We start from the raw sequence: 15,813 nt of genomic DNA, 5'->3' as shown, positions 1-15,813 counted from the left end.
ACCCTGCTAATCCTGGTAACGAACGCTAACCCGCGTACGCAATGCCTCGGTTCCGCCTGCAATGGACAAAGCGTGATTATGCTGCGGCGCTGTGCGCAGCAATGTCTCAAACCACGTGTTGGGAAGCGGATATTTCATAACCGCTGGTGCTGCTACCGTTAATGTTGAATGTGGTGATCCCACGCACACGGATGGTCGCATTAGACTTTCCCGGCGAGCCGCCCAGGTCCGTCACAGCCACGCCAGGCATTAAGCCCTGAAACGATTGCTGAATGTTGGAAACCGGCCTGCGCGCCACGTCTTCGCCATTAATGGTGAAACGGAATTAGTCAGGCTGTTCCTTTTCTGCGTGCCGTAACCCACGACCACAAGTTCGTCGAGCTGCTTCGTATCGGCCGCAATGAAAAGGAAGTTGGTGGTTGTAAAATTCTATTTTTACAAGGGCAAATGTAATGGACAGAATATTTTTCTATCAGTTTAATAGACAAAAAATAAATGACTGTTTAACGTTTTAGCATAAAATCACATTATAAATTAAAATAGAACAATGGGACAAACAGAAAGCCGCGAGCGGCACGAGCAAATTCAGTACATTGAATTCCTTTCAAAAGACCTGGAAAAGGTGAAGCAGTTCTACTCCGAAAGTTTTGACTGGACATTCACTGACTATGGTCCGGAATACACGGCTTTTTCAGGAGATTATGTGGATGGCGGCTTCACCATCGGCACGCCGGTCCGGGGAAGCATCCTGGTAATTCTTTATTCAGATGATATTGAATCCACGAAAAAGAAGGTGCTGAAAGCGGGCGGTGTCCTCACGCAAGATATCTTCGAATTCCCTGGCGGAAAGCGTTTTCAGTTCACAGATCCGGACGATAACGAGCTGGCGGTTTGGTCTGAGTAACGCAATGATCCAAAAATATTTCGTCTGAACGATTGCTTTTGTGCATTTCGCGGTTACTTTTGCTGCACAAATTATAATTAGTCTAAATAGTCATATGCATATACATTTCCCATAACCTAGGCGGAGTAACCACAAAAAAAGGCCGTACGGCGCCAACCGTACGGCCAAAACATGCCAAAGCATGTTCACTTTTAAAGTCGTCAAAAATTAAAAGTAATGCAAGTTATAAAAATCTTGTTGACAGGCATATTATGCGCCTGTTCCTGCGCATCTTTTGCGCAAACGGCCATTCTTAGAGGGACGGTCCGGTCGGATGACGGCGAGCTGCTGCCCGGCGCATCCATCACCGTTTCCGGTGTAACCAAGGGAACATTTTCAGATGCGAAAGCGCGCTATGCATTGGAAAATCTACCCGCCGGGCCATGCACACTCGTGATTTCTTTCCTTGGTTTTGAGCCTGAAACCAAACAAATGAACCTGAAAGACGGAGAAACTGCGCAGGCTAACTTCCGCCTCAAAGCCATTTCCCAGGAACTTGAATCGGTTTCGGTTATCGGCCGTTCGGAAGCGAAGGAGGTCAATAGGCAGGCCTACAATGTTACAGCCATCGATGCCAAAAAACTCCAAAATTCAACGCTCGACCTGTCCCATGCACTCGACCGAGTTTCGGGCGTCCGGGTTCGGGAAAGTGGTGGGGTAGGGTCGAATATGAATTTTTCGCTCAATGGTTTCACTGGCAGGCAAGTGAAATTCTTCCTGGACGGTGTTCCTATGGACAATTTCGGCTCGTCATTCCAGCTCAACAACATCCCCATTAACCTCGCCGAAAGGGTGGAGGTTTACAAAGGCGTGGTGCCGATCTGGTTGGGCTCGGATGCACTCGGCGGCGCGGTGAACATTGTTACGGGCTCGCGCCAGAACACTTATCTAGATGCATCTTATTCCTATGGATCATTCAACACGCACCGCACGGGCATTAATGCCGGTTTTACGGGGAAATCGGGTTTTACATTTCAGCTGAATGCTTTCCAGAATTATTCGGACAACAATTACTGGATCAATGTGGATGTGGCTGATGTGAACACGGGTGAATACTTCAAGAACCAGCGTTTGCGCCGTTTTCATGATAATTACCACAACGAAACGGTGATCGCGAATGTGGGTGTGGTCGGGAAAAAGTTTGCAGACAAACTGCTGTTCGGCATAACCCTGGGCCAGAACCGTGCGGAAATTCAGACCGGCGCACGCATGGTGAGTGTCTTCGGCGCCTGGCATCGCAAGGGCAACATTGTTATGCCGAGTTTGAAATATCAAAAAAAGGATCTTTTTATTAAGGGGTTGAATGTAAGTCTTTCCGCTAATTATAACCTGGGGCAGGAACAGAATGTGGATACGGTTTACCGCCGGTATAACTGGTTTCAGCAATTCAAACAATACGAAGGACTGGGCAGCGAGCGCGAGCGTTCCCTTTACAAATTCCGCAACAACAATGGTCTGGTCACCGCAAATGCCACCTACCAGCTCAGTGACAAGCATTCCATCACGATCAACAACGTTTATAACACTTTTAACAGGAAGGGCCGCGACGAACTTTACCCGCATGCCGACCGCTACGAGCAGCCCCGCTTTAACACCAAGAATGTGCTGGGGCTAGGCTATAAATTCGATTACAGTGAGCGCTGGAATACATCGCTTTTCCTCAAACAGTTTTCACAATTCAACAAATTCTCGGTTACGTATAATCCAACCGGTGTGTATGGTGACGTAGCGTATAAAATCCAGAAAAATCGTTTTGATAAGTTTGGTTACGGCATCGCGTCGACATTCTTTTTACTGAAAAATTTGCAGTTGAAAGGTTCGTATGAAAAAAGTTATCGCCTCCCCGAAACCGATGAGCTTTACGGTGACTTGCTGAACCTGGAAGGCAACATTGATCTCGATCCCGAAAGCAGCGACAACTATAACCTGGGTTTCAGTTACCAGACGCAGTTCAGCAAAATTCACCGTGTGAATGTGGATGCAAATGTGCTTTACCGCAACGCACAAGGCTTTATCCGCCCCAAACTGAATGCCAACCAGACCAAGCAGGTGATGGACAACCTGGCCGATGTGACCAACTTTGGCGTCGATGGCGAAGTGCGTTATTCGTTCAAACAACTTTTCACGGCAGGCGTGAACCTCACTTACCAGGACCTGCGCAACAATACGCGTTTTGAAGATGGTTACACCACCGAAAGCCCGCTTTACCGCGACCGGATTCCCAATATGCCGTTCCTTTTCGGCAATGCGGATGCTTCTGTTTTTCTCAAAGATTTTGGTGCAAAAGGGAACACACTGACTTTCGGCTACAACCTGCTTTACGTGCATGCTTACTATCTCTACTGGCCGAGCCTGGGCAGTGACAAGCTTGACATTCCTCGCCAGCTGAGCCATGATGTGAACATTGTATATGCCATGGCAAACGGCAAATACAATGTTTCCCTCGAATGCAAAAACCTGCTCGATGCCAGGCTTTACGACAATTTCAGCTTGCAGAAACCGAGTCGCGGGTTCTACGCGAAGCTCCGGTATTTTATCAGTAAATAATTTTCTACTACATATATTTTATTCTAATCCAAAAAATGAAAAGCGCAATCAAAAGCATTACGCTGGGCCTTGGCCTCGGCATATTCCTGGCAGCCTGCACCAGTGACGACAACAATGTTAACCCTACACCAGGCGGTGGAGAAGGAGGCAAAACCAAATATGTGATCTCGGCACTTCCAGTGGGTTCGACGGGCATCGCAGACTATTTGCTGACAGCCGAAAGTCTGACTTCGGGCACTGTGTCCACAGTTGGAAATGGCAAAGAACAGGACGGCACTTACCGCTATTATGTCACGCACAAAAATCGGTTTTTCAGTCTGCTTTACGGACAGGGAAACCCAGGCGCAGTGACTACTTACAACCTCGACGGCAAGGGAGAACTTAACAAAGTGTCTGATTTTCAGGCTGAGACTGTTCAGGTTTTTGCACCGGTCGCAGATGACGTGCTGACCATTAAAGTGCCGCGTTCAGGCAACGAAAGCGCTTCATTTTACCGCATTGATGCAGCACAGTCCAAAATTGTAGGCGAGGCACAGGTTAACATTGTAAAGCTGGCGGGAAACGGCGAACGCGCACATTTTACGTGGGCTACGCAGGTGGGGGATAAGGTTTTTGCGCCCTATATGAGCATCAAAGGCGTTGCTCCCGACGCATTCGGAACGGCTTATCCGGACAGCGCTTGGATCGCGGTACTTTCCTATCCCGCACTGACCGTTGAAAAAGTGATCAGGGACAACCGCATTGGTTTCATCGGCCGCTATTTCAATAACGGACTCGCTGTGGATGAGCAGGGCGATGTGTATGCTTATTCGGCTTCGGTTGGGACAAACAATGGCAAGATCACTTCTACAAAACCTTCTGCGATCGTGCGTATCAAGGCGGGAACGACTGAGTTTGACAAGAGTTATTTATTCAATGTTGAGCAGGCAGCAGGTGGTTACAATATTAGCTCGCAGCTTTATGTAGGCAAAGGAAATTTCATTCTTACCATGACAAGCCCGGCTGAAAAAGGCGCGTATGCCATTGGAAAACGCTTTGCAGCGGTGAATGTTTACGACCAAACATTCAAATGGATCGAAGGCATGCCCGATGCGGCCAACATTGCCAATGTTACCACAACCAATTATACACCTAAAGACGGAAAATCCGGTTACATCGGCATCACCCAAACGGACGGCGCGAGCAATGTCTATGAAGTTGACGCTGTGGCAGCGAAAGGAACGCGCGGCCTGAAAGTAGAAGGTGGCGTGATCACGGCGATCAATGTGCTGAACTACGAATAGCCGCTCGGCAACCCACAATCCTATCACATTCAAACCAGGGCTTTTCATGTCTACCTTCAAAAAAATCAACAACTGGCTGCATCTCTGGCTCGGCCTTATTTCGGGGATTATCGTTTTCATCGTTTGCATAACCGGCTGCGTTTGGGTTTTCAACGACGAAATTACTGGCCTTTTGGAGCCGGAAACCCGGGTTGAAAAGCAAGATAAGGCTGTGTTAATGCCTTCACAGCTCATGAAGATCGGTGCAGAGAAACACCCTGGTTTGAAAATGAGTTATGCCACTTATCAGCAGGGCAGGGCGATTTACTTGGGCTTGGGCGAGCGTCGCGGACCTAATGTTACCTTGCGTGTGGATCCCTACACGGGAAAAGTGATCAGTGAACAGGTGCACAAAAAAGGGGAGGCCGATTTCTTCCGCTGGGTGCTGAATGGTCACCGTTTTTTATGGCTGCCTTTTGAGATCGGCCGGCCGGTTGTGAATTACGGCACATTGGTTTTTGTCATTTTGCTGATCACGGGTCTCATTTGGTGGTATCCCAAAAAATGGACGAAAAGCACCACTGACAAGAGTTTCAAGATCAAATGGAACGGCACCTGGAAGCGCATCAACCTGGATCTGCACAATGTGCTGGGATTTTATTCACTCCTCTTCCTGCTGGCTATCGCGCTTACCGGAATGGTTTATGGCATTGAATGGTATAGCAAAGGGCTTTACTGGGTTACGTCCGGCGGACAGGCGCTTGAAGGCCGTGACCGCACAAAATCCGATTCAACGAATGCACACAAATTCTTTACGCCAGAGCAGGCGATAGATAAAGCCTGGCAAACCACAATCGCCAGACACCCGGAATCGAACGGCTTCTATTACAGCTTTCCAGACACCGCAAAAGCGTCATCTGCGATATTTGTAACCGTTTATCCGAGCACAGGCCAGTTTTACAACGCGCTCAGCTACACATTTGACCAGCACACGGCTAAACAATTGCCCCCCAATGCGATATATGGAAAGCCATTTGAAGAGGCTGCTTTCGGAGCGAAACTGCGGCGTATGAATTACGACATTCACGTAGGGAGCATCCTTGGATTTCCGGGCAAAGTGCTTGCATTTCTGGCTTCGCTCATCGGCGCATCCTTGCCGGTGACAGGGTTTATCGTTTGGTGGAACCGCAAAGGGTTTGGCAGCAAAACAGGTAAAAAAGCCAAAGCCAAAAATCTCAAAATGGCCGAAAGCACATTGGTAGCCAAAGTGGTTTCAGAAAAAAGAGCATTCAAGCCCAGGATCCAAAAGCCCGCTGACAAGGTCTCCTGACCCATTTATTTATCTATTTCAAAACCACTCATTATGTTAAAAAAAGTCATATTCTTCGCCGCGCTCATGCTTTGCAGTGCTGCCAACTTGTTTGCGCACGCACTCTGGATCGAAAGCAGGACAACGGGTAGAGCGGGACAAAAGCAAAGTGTAAAAATCGTGTACGCCGAGCCGGACGACAAGCCCGAAAAGCTCGCTGACTGGTATTCCGATGTAAAGGAGTTCGAACTCTGGCTCACCACGCCAGACAAGCAAAAAGTAAAACTTCCGGTCACAGCCGGTGAAGATCATTTCACCTCAGAATTTACGCCAGAAAAAGACGGCGTTTACACATTATCCATCAGCAAAGCAGCCAAGGACCTGGGCGGATCGACCATTTACCAATTCAATGCCGGGGCAATTGTAAAAGTCGGAAAGTCGCTGGCAGGAAATGAAGCGGCTGCAAATGGCAACGAAATCAGCGTTTTTGCTGATGCCGGAAAAGCATTCAAAGTAAATCAGAGGGCTCAGCTAACCACTATTTTGAAAGGAAAGCCTGCTGAAAAATTGCATGTAAGCGTTTCCTCACCCAGCGGCTGGAACCGCAATGTAAACTCAGGCGCCAACGGTGTTGCAGAATTCACCCCAGTCTGGCCCGGCACTTACAAATTGGAAGCATCAACCACAGAAAAAACCGAAGGAGACCATTTCGGCAAGCCCTATAAAGCAATCTGGCGCTGCGCTACTCTGTTGGTAGGCGTGGAGAAGTAAGGGTTTAGGAGAAAAAAGGGCCATCGGCCCGGCGGATTTGTTTGCTGCGGATTTAAACCCTCAGGTAGGATATAGGTCGAGCCGCTGGCTCTTGTTGGGCAGAGAAAAGGGCCATCGGCCCGGCGGGCTTTTTGCTGCGGATTTAAATCCGCAGGTAGGATATGGGTCGAGCCTCTGGCTCTTTTAAGGCAAAGAAAGAGGGCCCTAGGCCCGGCGGGTTTTTTGCTGCGGGTTTAAACCCGCAGGTAGGATATGGGTCGAGCCTCTGGCTCTTGTTGGGCAGAGAAAAGGGCCAGAGGCCCGATAAATTTTTACCGGCGGATTTTAATCCGCCGGTAACTGATAAGCACTAAATCAATTCCAGCCTCCACCCAGCGCGCGGTAAATGTTCACCGTCGCATTGATCTGCTGCATCTTCGTTTCGATCAAATCAAATCTCGATTCCAATGCTTCTCGTTGCGTTAATAACACTTCCACATAATCTGCTCTTGCCGAAGTGAAGAGGCGGTTGGCAATGTTGGTTGACTCCGTCAAAGCCGCTACTTCCTGGGATTTGGTTGCATAGCTTTGTTCCAGGTTGCTGATGTTCGACAACTGGTTTACCACTTCGATATAAGCATTCAAAACGGTGCGCTCGTAATTGTAGATGGCCTGAATCTGACGTGCGTTGGCGCTTTTATAGGTGGCCTGGATTGCGTTTTTATTGATCAGCGGGCCGGCCAGATCTGCTACTAATGTCGACATCAGTGATTTAGGAACATTACCCAGATAAATTGGATTGAATGCCTGTAAACCTATTGCTGCATTCAGCCCTAATGAAGGATAAAAGTTCGCCCTGGCAACCAAGACATCCAGTTTTGAAGCTTCAAGATCCTGTTCTGCTTGTCTTACATCGGGACGGTTTTCCATCAGCTGGGAAGGAATTCCGGCGTGGATCACGGCTGGCAGGCTGTTCTCGAAATTTTGAGCGTTTCTTAAAACCGGCTGCGGATATCGTCCCAAAAGGAAATTGATCCGGTTTTCCGTTTCCACGATCCGCTGACGGAGGGCATACTGGCGGTTTTGCGTATTCAGCACTTGTGCTTCAAACCTGCGCACAGCCAGCTCCGTAACCCGCGTCGCTTCTTTCTGCATTTTTACGATCCGCAATGCATTCGTTTGAATTTCAATGTTTTGCGTAACAATGTTCAGCTGCGTGTCGAGCGCCAGGAGTTCGTAATAGGAGTTGGCAATTTCGGAGACAATGTTTGTCATCATGAAATTTTTACCTTCCACCGAAGACAGATAACGGTTCACGGCAGCCTTCTTAGCATTGCGCAGCTTGTGCCAGATATCCACTTCCCAGCGCGCATAGGCGGCGACAACAAAGTCCGGAAGCGGCTCGGGGGTTTCACGTCCCGGCTTGATCTCCGTCGTGGCTTCACTGGAACCGACCTGCGTGTAACGACCCGCTTTCTCGATGCCAGCGCCGCCTCTTAATCCTACAAAAGGCAGATATTCCCCTTTCCGGGCGCGGATCTCGTTGCGGGAGATCTCGATTTCCTGCAACGTAATGTTCAGTTCCTGGTTGTTGTGCAAAGCCGTGTCGATCAGGGCAGCCAGTTGCGGATCTGTGAAATAATCCTTCCATCTCATCTTTCCCACATTGTTTGTGGAATCAGCTGCCTGACCATTGTAGGCAGCTGATAATGTTTTATTCGGAGATCTCTGGACCTGAGAAGGGGCGTTGCAAGCGGTGTAGGTGAGGGCAATAAATGTAATCCCTACCCACGTCAATACTCTTTTATTGCTCATCATTTTGCGTTTCTTGTGTATGAGGGAAAATGTCGACTGCGTGAACGAATTGTTCGGTAAGCGAGCCGTCTTCCTCGTCTTTGATCATTTTTCTGCCATCGGCCAGCGTACCAAATATGTAGTACAATCCCGGGATAATGATTACTCCGAAAATGGTTCCGAAGAGCATTCCGCCCATCGCAGATGCACCGATCGTGCGGTTACCAATGGCACCTGCACCGGTGGCAATGATCAAAGGGATCAAACCGGCAACGAATGCGAATGACGTCATCAAAATCGGACGGAAACGAACCCTGGCACCTTCGATAGCAGCATTAAGAATGGTTTCGCCCTGCTGCCGTTTCTGGACGGCAAACTCGACGATCAGGACGGCGTTCTTACCCAGCAGCCCGACGAGCATGATCAAACCGATCTGTGCGTAAATGTTATTTTCCAGCCCCATTAATTTGAGCAAAAGGAAAGAACCAAACACCCCAACCGGCAGGGACAGCACAACCGCAAAAGGAATGATAAAGCTCTCATACTGCGCAGCCAACACAAAGTAAACGAAGGCCAAAACGATCGCAAATACAACCAGTGACTCATTTCCACGGATTGATTCATCATAGGAAAGACCTTCGAAAGCGATGTCATAACCCTGTGGTAATGTCTTCGCTGCGACTTCACGAATGGCACCGATGGCATCTGCCGTGGTGTAACCTTTGGCAGGAAGTCCCTGGATGGCGGCCGAGTTATAGAGGTTGAAACGCGTGATCTCGTTCGGGCCCTGGCCTTTTTTCAATGTCATAAAAGATGAGTAAGGCACCATTTCGCCTGCGTCATTTTTTACAAACAATTTCAAAAGATCGGAGGGAAGCCTTCTGAAACTTGGGTCCGACTGCACGTACACTTTAAAGAACTGGTTGAACCTTGTAAAGCCCTGTTCGTATGTACTACCGATCATAATGTTCAGGTTATCCATTGCTTTACCGATCGACACGCCTTTTTGCATGGCAAGCTGGTTATCGATCTGCAATTCATACTGCGGATAGTTCGCGGCGAAGAAGGTAAACAAGCCCGTAAGCTCAGGACGTTTCGCCAGGTCTTCCATGAATTTTTTATTGATCTTATCAAATTCCGCGTAATCCGTGTCAGAGGTTTTATCCAGAAGACGCATCGAGAAACCGCCGGATGTACCAAAACCCGGGATCGCTGGTGGTTCGAAGAATTCGACTACGGCACCAAGACCGCGCGTTTCTTTTTCCAGTTCTTCCATGATCTCTTTCACATTCTGCTTGCGGTCATGCCATGGTTTCAAGTTGATCAAACAAGTTCCTGCATTGGAACCGCGACCTTCCGTCATGATTTCGTAACCTGCCAACGAGGATACTGACTCAATTCCTTCTACTTCTTCACATATCTTTTGAAGACGACGTGACACTTCATTAGTCTTTTCAAGTGTAGACCCCGGAGGCGTTTGGATGATGGCATAAATCGTGCTCTGGTCTTCATTTGGAATAAAACCTGCGGGCAAAATTTTATTTACAAAAACAATCCCTGCGCAGAAGCCGAGCAACACAACCCAGGTCACAACCCTGCGGCTCACAATTCGTTTCAGCAAGCTTACGTATCTTCCCTTGAGTTTGTCAAATGTTCTGTTGAAAGCGTCAAGTCCTTTGGTAAGGAAGTTTTTCTTCTTCTCGTGACCATGGTGATTATGTAATAACATCGCACATAAAACCGGCGTCAATGTCAAGGCGATAAGGGCTGAGATAACAATAGAGCTGGCCATTGTGATGGAGAACTGGCGGTAGAATGTTCCCACCGGACCCGACATGAAAGAGATCGGAAGGAATACCGAAACCATTACGGCCGTGATCGCGATAATGGCACCGCTGATCTCACCAAGCACTTTTTTCACCGCATTAAATGGGGAAATCCCCGGCTCTTCCTCAAACTTCGCATGGACGGCCTCGACGACGACAATCGCATCATCGACCACAATACCAATCGCAAGTACAAGCGCAAACAACGTAATTAGGTTGATCGAAAGCCCGAAAGCCTGTATGACAAAGAAGGCCGCGATCAGCGAAACCGGCACGGCCAGGATCGGGATCAATGTAGAGCGCCAGTCTCCAAGAAATATAAAAACAACGAGCGCAACCAGGATAAATGCATCGCGTAGTGTGTCAATAACCTGCTCGATAGACGCATCCAGGAACTGCGAAACGTCATAGCTGATCTTGTAATCCACGCCCGGAGGAAAGGATTCTTTCATCACGTCGAGCTTTTTCTTGACCTCTTCAATTACATCGCTTGCATTACTTCCATAGTTCTGGCGCAATACGATCGCCGCCGAAGGATGGCCGTCAAGGTTGGAATAAATGTCGAAGAATTCAGAGCCAAGTTCCACTTTGGCAATGTCTCGAAGGTGAACGCTTTCACCCTGTGCATTGGCGCGGACGATGATATTTTCGTATTCTTCCGGCTTGTCGTAACGGCCTTTGTAAGTAAGCACATATTCCAGCGACTGGGCTGCTATACCGGAGCTTTGCCCGATACGGCCCGGACGACCCACGATACTTTGCTCGCCCACCGCCTTCATTACTTCTTCCGTCGAAATGTTGTAGGCACGCATACGCTCGGGATTCAGCCATAGACGCATGGCATATCTTCTTGATCCTAATATTTGCGCTCTTGCAATCCCCTTGGTCCGCTGAATTTCGGGGATCATTTTTACAGTTGCGTAGTTGAACAGGAATTTTTCGTCAATGCTCTTTTCCTTAGAATAGAGGTTAACGTACATCAACATACTGGGCTGAACGGGCGAGATAATTACCCCTTCACGCTGAACCAGTTCGGGTAAAAGGGGCATAACCTGATCCACCCTTGTCTTAACCCGGATCACGGCGTCGTTGGGGTCGGTGCCGGGCTCGAAGATGATCCTGAGCGTCGCCTCCCCCGCACTCGTTGCATCGGTAGCAATGTACCGCATGTCCTGAACCCCGTTAATGGCTTGTTCAAGCGTGATCAATGTCGATTTTACTAAAACATCGGCACTCGCGCCAGGGTAGGCGATGAAGATGTTGACGGTGGTAGGGGCAATGTCCGGGAACTGGGAAATGGGTAATTTCTCAATCGCCAGGATGCCTATAAATACGATCATGATCGAGATCACGATTGCAAATACAGGTCTTCTTATGAATTGATTAAACATGTCGTTTTGTGCTTTTTAAGATAGCTGACTATTCGGCGTACAGACTCAGATTGGAAATCACAGAATCAGGTTTCACGAATGTGGAGTGGATTTTTTCGTTCTCTTTCACCTGGCGCAAACCTTCCAGAAGGATCTTGTCATCCGCTTTCAGACCTGATTTCACAACGAAGATGTGCGGAAGCTCAGCTTCAATTTCAATTTCCCTCGACCGGATCTTGTTGTCCTTATCCACCACATACACATATTTCTTTTCCAAAACCTCGAAAGTGGCTTTTTGCGGGATCAACAATGCGTTTTTCATGGGCACCGTTACGAGGACATTACCCGTTTCACCATGTCTCAAAAGTCTCTTTGGATTAGGGAATGTGGCGCGGAATGCGATGTTACCCGTTTCATTATTGAAATCCGCCTCGATCGTTTTCACCGATCCTGAATGCGGGAACATTTGATTGTTTGCCATGCGGAGGCTTACATTCAGCATGCCGGCGGTCGCTTCGTTGGCTTTATAATCCAGATATTCAGCTTCGGGAACATTAAAATACACCCACATTTCGCTGTTGTCAGACAATGTTGTGAGCAAATCGCCTTCGTCCAAAAGACTTCCCAGCCTCACCTGAAAATGGTCCATGATGCCGTCGAATGGTGCACGGATTTCTGTGAAGCCCAAGTGCGTTGTGGCTAGTCCGAGTTCTGCTTTGGCTTTGTCCAGTTTGGCTTTGGCAAGTGCCAGCTCATTTTTGGAAACTACATTGCTATCGGCCAGCGACTTGGTGTTTTTGAATTCGATTTCTGCAAAATTGGCCTCTGCCTGTGCTTTTTGTTGTTCAGCCTGATAAAGCATCGGCATGATTTTGAACATTAACTGACCTTTTTTGACGGTCTGTCCCTCATCCACGTAGATGTTTTGTAAATAACCTCTTTCCAAAGCGCGGAGCTCAATGTGGCTGATCGCGCGGATCTGGCTAACATACTCCTTTGTGACCAGTGTGTCTTTTTGAAGGGGGCTTGTAACAAGGAACTTCACTTCCTCTTCCTTTTCTTCTTTTTTGGATTCACAGCTTGTATGGAGCATTGTTGCACACAAACCGAGGACCATGAGAATTCTCTTCATGATGGTTTTTTGCTATTTGATAAAATTTGGATTACTAAGCATGTTTACGTCTGATATTGAAGCGAATCGCAATCCCTGAATTGTGAATTTTCTGTGAGGCAGGATGTAAACCATCGTGATTAGGATCACATTTTTCATTGAAATGAGGGTTTCTCTTTTTCTGGAATTGGATTTAACTAATACCGATACAAAAACAGCACATTACCGTTAATAGCAAGTTAAAAGCAAGTTAAAAAGGCATTAAAATAAAAAATGCCGCAGGTTAGTGCGGCATTTTTATTGTGTAGGATTTTAAGTCTGACTCGGATCAGGAGCATCTACTCCTGGTTCGGGACCTGGTTGATCTTCCAGCGCTTCATGATGATCTTGTTGGAAAAGCGTTTCAGGTGATATTTTTCGGGTTCTCCGATCAGGAATCCGTAGGCTTTCATGGATGGAATGGCATCAAAAACCACTTTTAAAACAGCGGTGATCGGGATAGCGAGGATCAAACCGGCCAGACCGAAAAGCATACCACCTAAAAGCAATCCTACAAGCGCCATAAGCGGGTTAATGCTTACTTTGCCACCTACAATGTTGGGCGTAAGGAAGTTACCTTCCAGGAACTGCACAACCTGAAACCACGCAACCACGCCCACTGCGTACCACGCACTATCCTTGGTAGCCAGCGCAAACAAAGCCGGAAGCACCGAGCCGATCGCGATGCCAATGTAGGGAAGCAACATTAACAATGACGCCAGGATCCCAAAGAACCACGCATATGGAATGCCAAGAACAAGCAGACCGACCGTATTCAGGATCGCGACAATGCCCATGACCGTTACAAGTCCCACCAGGTAACTTTGTACAACATAATAAATCTTGTCCAGCACATCACTGACCAGTTCCTTAGATGTGGAAGCAAATGCATGGAAGAAAAACTCACGGAAGAAATCGCGGTAATACAAAAGGAAAAAGGTAAACAACGGCACAATGATCACCCCCGCCAGAATGCCGCCTACCGAGCCAAAAGCAGTGCTGAGAATGGTCCCGGCATTGCTCACAACCCTGTTGGAAAAAGCAGTAATTTGTTTGGTTACTTCACCCTCTTCAATGCCGAAACGCATGGTTACCCATTTCTGGATCGTTTCCAGGATGTGCATAAAACGCAGTTGCAGGTCGTTCCCATTAGCGCCGATCACGATCACCTGATGCACGATAAACCAGATCAGGAATGAAATGAGCACAATGGCCACCAGTACGGAAAGGATGGAAGCCGTTGCGCGGCTTAGTTTATATTTTTCAAAAAAGCGGGTGATCGGAAATAGTGAAATGGCTAGCAGAATGGAAAATAAGAGCGGGATTATAACGCTTTGCAACACATATAGCAGGGCAATAATTAAGACAAGGCTTAATAAAGATGCAGCCAGACTTACGCTTTTGAAGTGATTGGAAAATCGGATCATGATGGTGTATGAGTACTTCGGGAAATTTATTCAAAACCAAAATATATAAATACCATGCCCGACGACGTGCCGCCTAATGCGCTCAAAATGTAACCACTGAGCACTTCAAATCTAAAAAAAACGGCGCCGGATGATTGCTCACCGGCGCCGTGTAATTCTAAAATGCTTTACTATTTTTGAATATGCGATACAGTTTTCCCTGATCCGTCACGGCATATAGTGCACCGTCTTTGCCTTCCGTAATGTCACGGAAACGCTGTCCTTCGGAAGCCAGCAGCCTTTCCTCACCTACGACTTTGTTGTTTTCGATTACCAGCCTTACAATGTGCATGCTGCTCAACCCGCCGATGAAAAGGTTATTTTTCCATTCCGGAATGCTGTCGCTGCTGTAAAATGTGATGCCGCTCGGCGAAACCACGGGATCCCAGTAGTAAACCGGTTGCTCCATGCCTTCCTTCACCTGGATCGAATCACCGATTTTCTTGCCGCTGTATTCGATTCCGTAAGTAATGGTAGGCCAGCCGTAGTTTTTTCCAGCTTCAACACGGTTCAGCTCGTCACCGCCTCTTGGGCCAAACTCAACTTCCCAAAGATCGCCCGAAACAGGGTGGAACGCCAACCCCTGCACATTGCGGTGGCCGTAAGAATACAATTCCGGTTTCGCGCCGGCTTTGCCTTCAAACGGGTTGCCTTTCACCGGTTTGCCATCCTTGGTAATGCGGATCACTTTGCCCAGGCTGGAATTTAAATGCTGCGCCTGCGGTCTCGAAACAGTGTCTGAGCGCTCGCCCGTGCTGATGACAAGGTCGCCTTGTTTGTCAAATAAAATCCTTCCGCCGTAATGCAGGTTGCTTGGAAAGGCGGGTGTAGCGCGGTAAATAACCGTTGCGCCTTCAATTTTTTTCTCGTCTGCTGAAAGTTTTCCTTTCGCTACGGAAGTCAGGTTGCCGCCTGGTTGTTTTTCTGCAAAAACCCAGTAAACCATTCTGTTTTTATCAAATTCAGGGTCAACCCGGATGCCCAGCAAACCGCCTTGTCCTTCTGCATCCACAGCTGGAATGCCGGTAATCGGTGCGCTTACCTTTCCATCGGTGGTGGCGATGCGCATTGTTCCAGCTTTTTCTGTAATGATCAAACGTCCGTCCGGCAACGTGGTAACACCCCAAGGATTTTTTAGGTCGCTGGTGAGAACTTTACCTTCGTATGCCGTTGTTGATTTTACACTTCCAATTCTTGTCTGTCCTTCGAAAGAAGGTTTGTAATCTGAATTGGCTTTTTGGGTTTCAACGGGAGCGCCGGCCGTAGCCGCGGTATCTTTTTCCGCAGCATCCGAATTTTCGGACGATTTGTTTTGGCATGAAGCGATCACAAAAGCTGCTGCTGCCAGGGTTAACAGAATACTTTTAGACATTTGTTCTAAGTTAGAGGTTTATAA

At 48.0% G+C, this 15,813-nt stretch carries 12 protein-coding genes; 5 read left to right on the top strand and 7 right to left on the bottom strand.

All coding sequences use genetic code 11. From position 1 onward, the window contains the following. Positions 1-6: 6 nt before the first annotated feature. Both G395_RS32885 and G395_RS32630 read right to left on the bottom strand, forming a co-directional pair. Entirely contained in the window at positions 7-138 is a 132-nt protein-coding gene (locus tag G395_RS32885; RefSeq protein ID WP_262485391.1) for a hypothetical protein, read from the bottom strand. After that, a complete protein-coding gene (locus G395_RS32630; protein ID WP_051349975.1) occupies positions 107-298 on the bottom strand; it encodes a TonB-dependent receptor plug domain-containing protein in 192 nt (63 codons plus the stop codon). The genes G395_RS32885 and G395_RS32630 overlap by 32 nt, the downstream gene beginning before the upstream one ends. A 249-nt stretch (positions 299-547) precedes the next feature. On the opposite strand from G395_RS32630, the gene G395_RS0104485 reads away from it, so the two are divergent. The 5 genes from G395_RS0104485 to G395_RS0104465 all read left to right on the top strand — a co-directional run bounded on the left by G395_RS0104485 (position 548) and on the right by G395_RS0104465 (position 6,832). Then, positions 548-904 carry a VOC family protein gene (locus tag G395_RS0104485; protein ID WP_026628982.1) on the top strand — a complete coding sequence of 119 codons (357 nt, stop codon included), beginning with the start codon at positions 548-550 and terminating at the stop codon, positions 902-904. A 216-nt stretch (positions 905-1,120) separates the two neighbouring features. Next, positions 1,121-3,490: a TonB-dependent receptor gene (locus G395_RS0104480; RefSeq protein ID WP_026628981.1), complete on the top strand. Its 2,370-nt coding sequence runs from the start codon at positions 1,121-1,123 to the stop codon at positions 3,488-3,490. A gap of 35 nt (positions 3,491-3,525) precedes the next feature. Beyond that, positions 3,526-4,773, top strand: a complete 1,248-nt coding sequence (locus G395_RS0104475; RefSeq protein WP_026628980.1) for a DUF4374 domain-containing protein — start codon at positions 3,526-3,528, stop codon at positions 4,771-4,773. Positions 4,774-4,819: 46 nt separating this feature from the next. Beyond that, complete coding sequence (locus tag G395_RS0104470; protein ID WP_035360381.1) at positions 4,820-6,082, top strand: PepSY-associated TM helix domain-containing protein; 1,263 nt, start codon at positions 4,820-4,822, stop codon at positions 6,080-6,082. A 33-nt stretch (positions 6,083-6,115) separates the two neighbouring features. After that, positions 6,116-6,832, top strand: coding sequence for a DUF4198 domain-containing protein (locus G395_RS0104465; RefSeq protein WP_026628978.1), 717 nt, complete (start codon positions 6,116-6,118; stop codon positions 6,830-6,832). Between the two features lie 354 nt (positions 6,833-7,186). On the opposite strand, the gene G395_RS0104455 is transcribed toward G395_RS0104465, so the two are convergent. From G395_RS0104455 to G395_RS0104435, 5 genes are all read right to left on the bottom strand, one after another. Then, positions 7,187-8,626, bottom strand: coding sequence for a TolC family protein (locus G395_RS0104455; protein WP_026628976.1), 1,440 nt, complete (start codon positions 8,624-8,626; stop codon positions 7,187-7,189). Next, positions 8,616-11,822 carry an efflux RND transporter permease subunit gene (locus G395_RS0104450; RefSeq protein ID WP_026628975.1) on the bottom strand — a complete coding sequence of 1,069 codons (3,207 nt, stop codon included), beginning with the start codon at positions 11,820-11,822 and terminating at the stop codon, positions 8,616-8,618. Before G395_RS0104450 ends, G395_RS0104455 begins: the two co-directional genes overlap by 11 nt. A 28-nt stretch (positions 11,823-11,850) precedes the next feature. Next, positions 11,851-12,933, bottom strand: coding sequence for an efflux RND transporter periplasmic adaptor subunit (locus G395_RS0104445; protein ID WP_026628974.1), 1,083 nt, complete (start codon positions 12,931-12,933; stop codon positions 11,851-11,853). Positions 12,934-13,250: 317 nt separating this feature from the next. Beyond that, positions 13,251-14,378 (bottom strand): AI-2E family transporter, encoded by a 1,128-nt coding sequence (locus G395_RS0104440; protein WP_035360377.1) that lies wholly within the window; start codon positions 14,376-14,378, stop codon positions 13,251-13,253. Between the two features lie 157 nt (positions 14,379-14,535). Next, positions 14,536-15,789, bottom strand: a complete 1,254-nt coding sequence (locus tag G395_RS0104435; RefSeq protein WP_026628972.1) for a PQQ-dependent sugar dehydrogenase — start codon at positions 15,787-15,789, stop codon at positions 14,536-14,538. Between the last annotated feature and the right edge of the window lie 24 nt (positions 15,790-15,813).

This window comes from Dyadobacter alkalitolerans DSM 23607, from assembly GCF_000428845.1.
GTDB classification, from domain to species: Bacteria; Bacteroidota; Bacteroidia; order Cytophagales; family Spirosomataceae; genus Dyadobacter; species Dyadobacter alkalitolerans.
The sequence above is the reverse complement of the archived record's forward strand: the minus strand, read 5'-3'. Positions and strand labels throughout refer to the sequence as shown.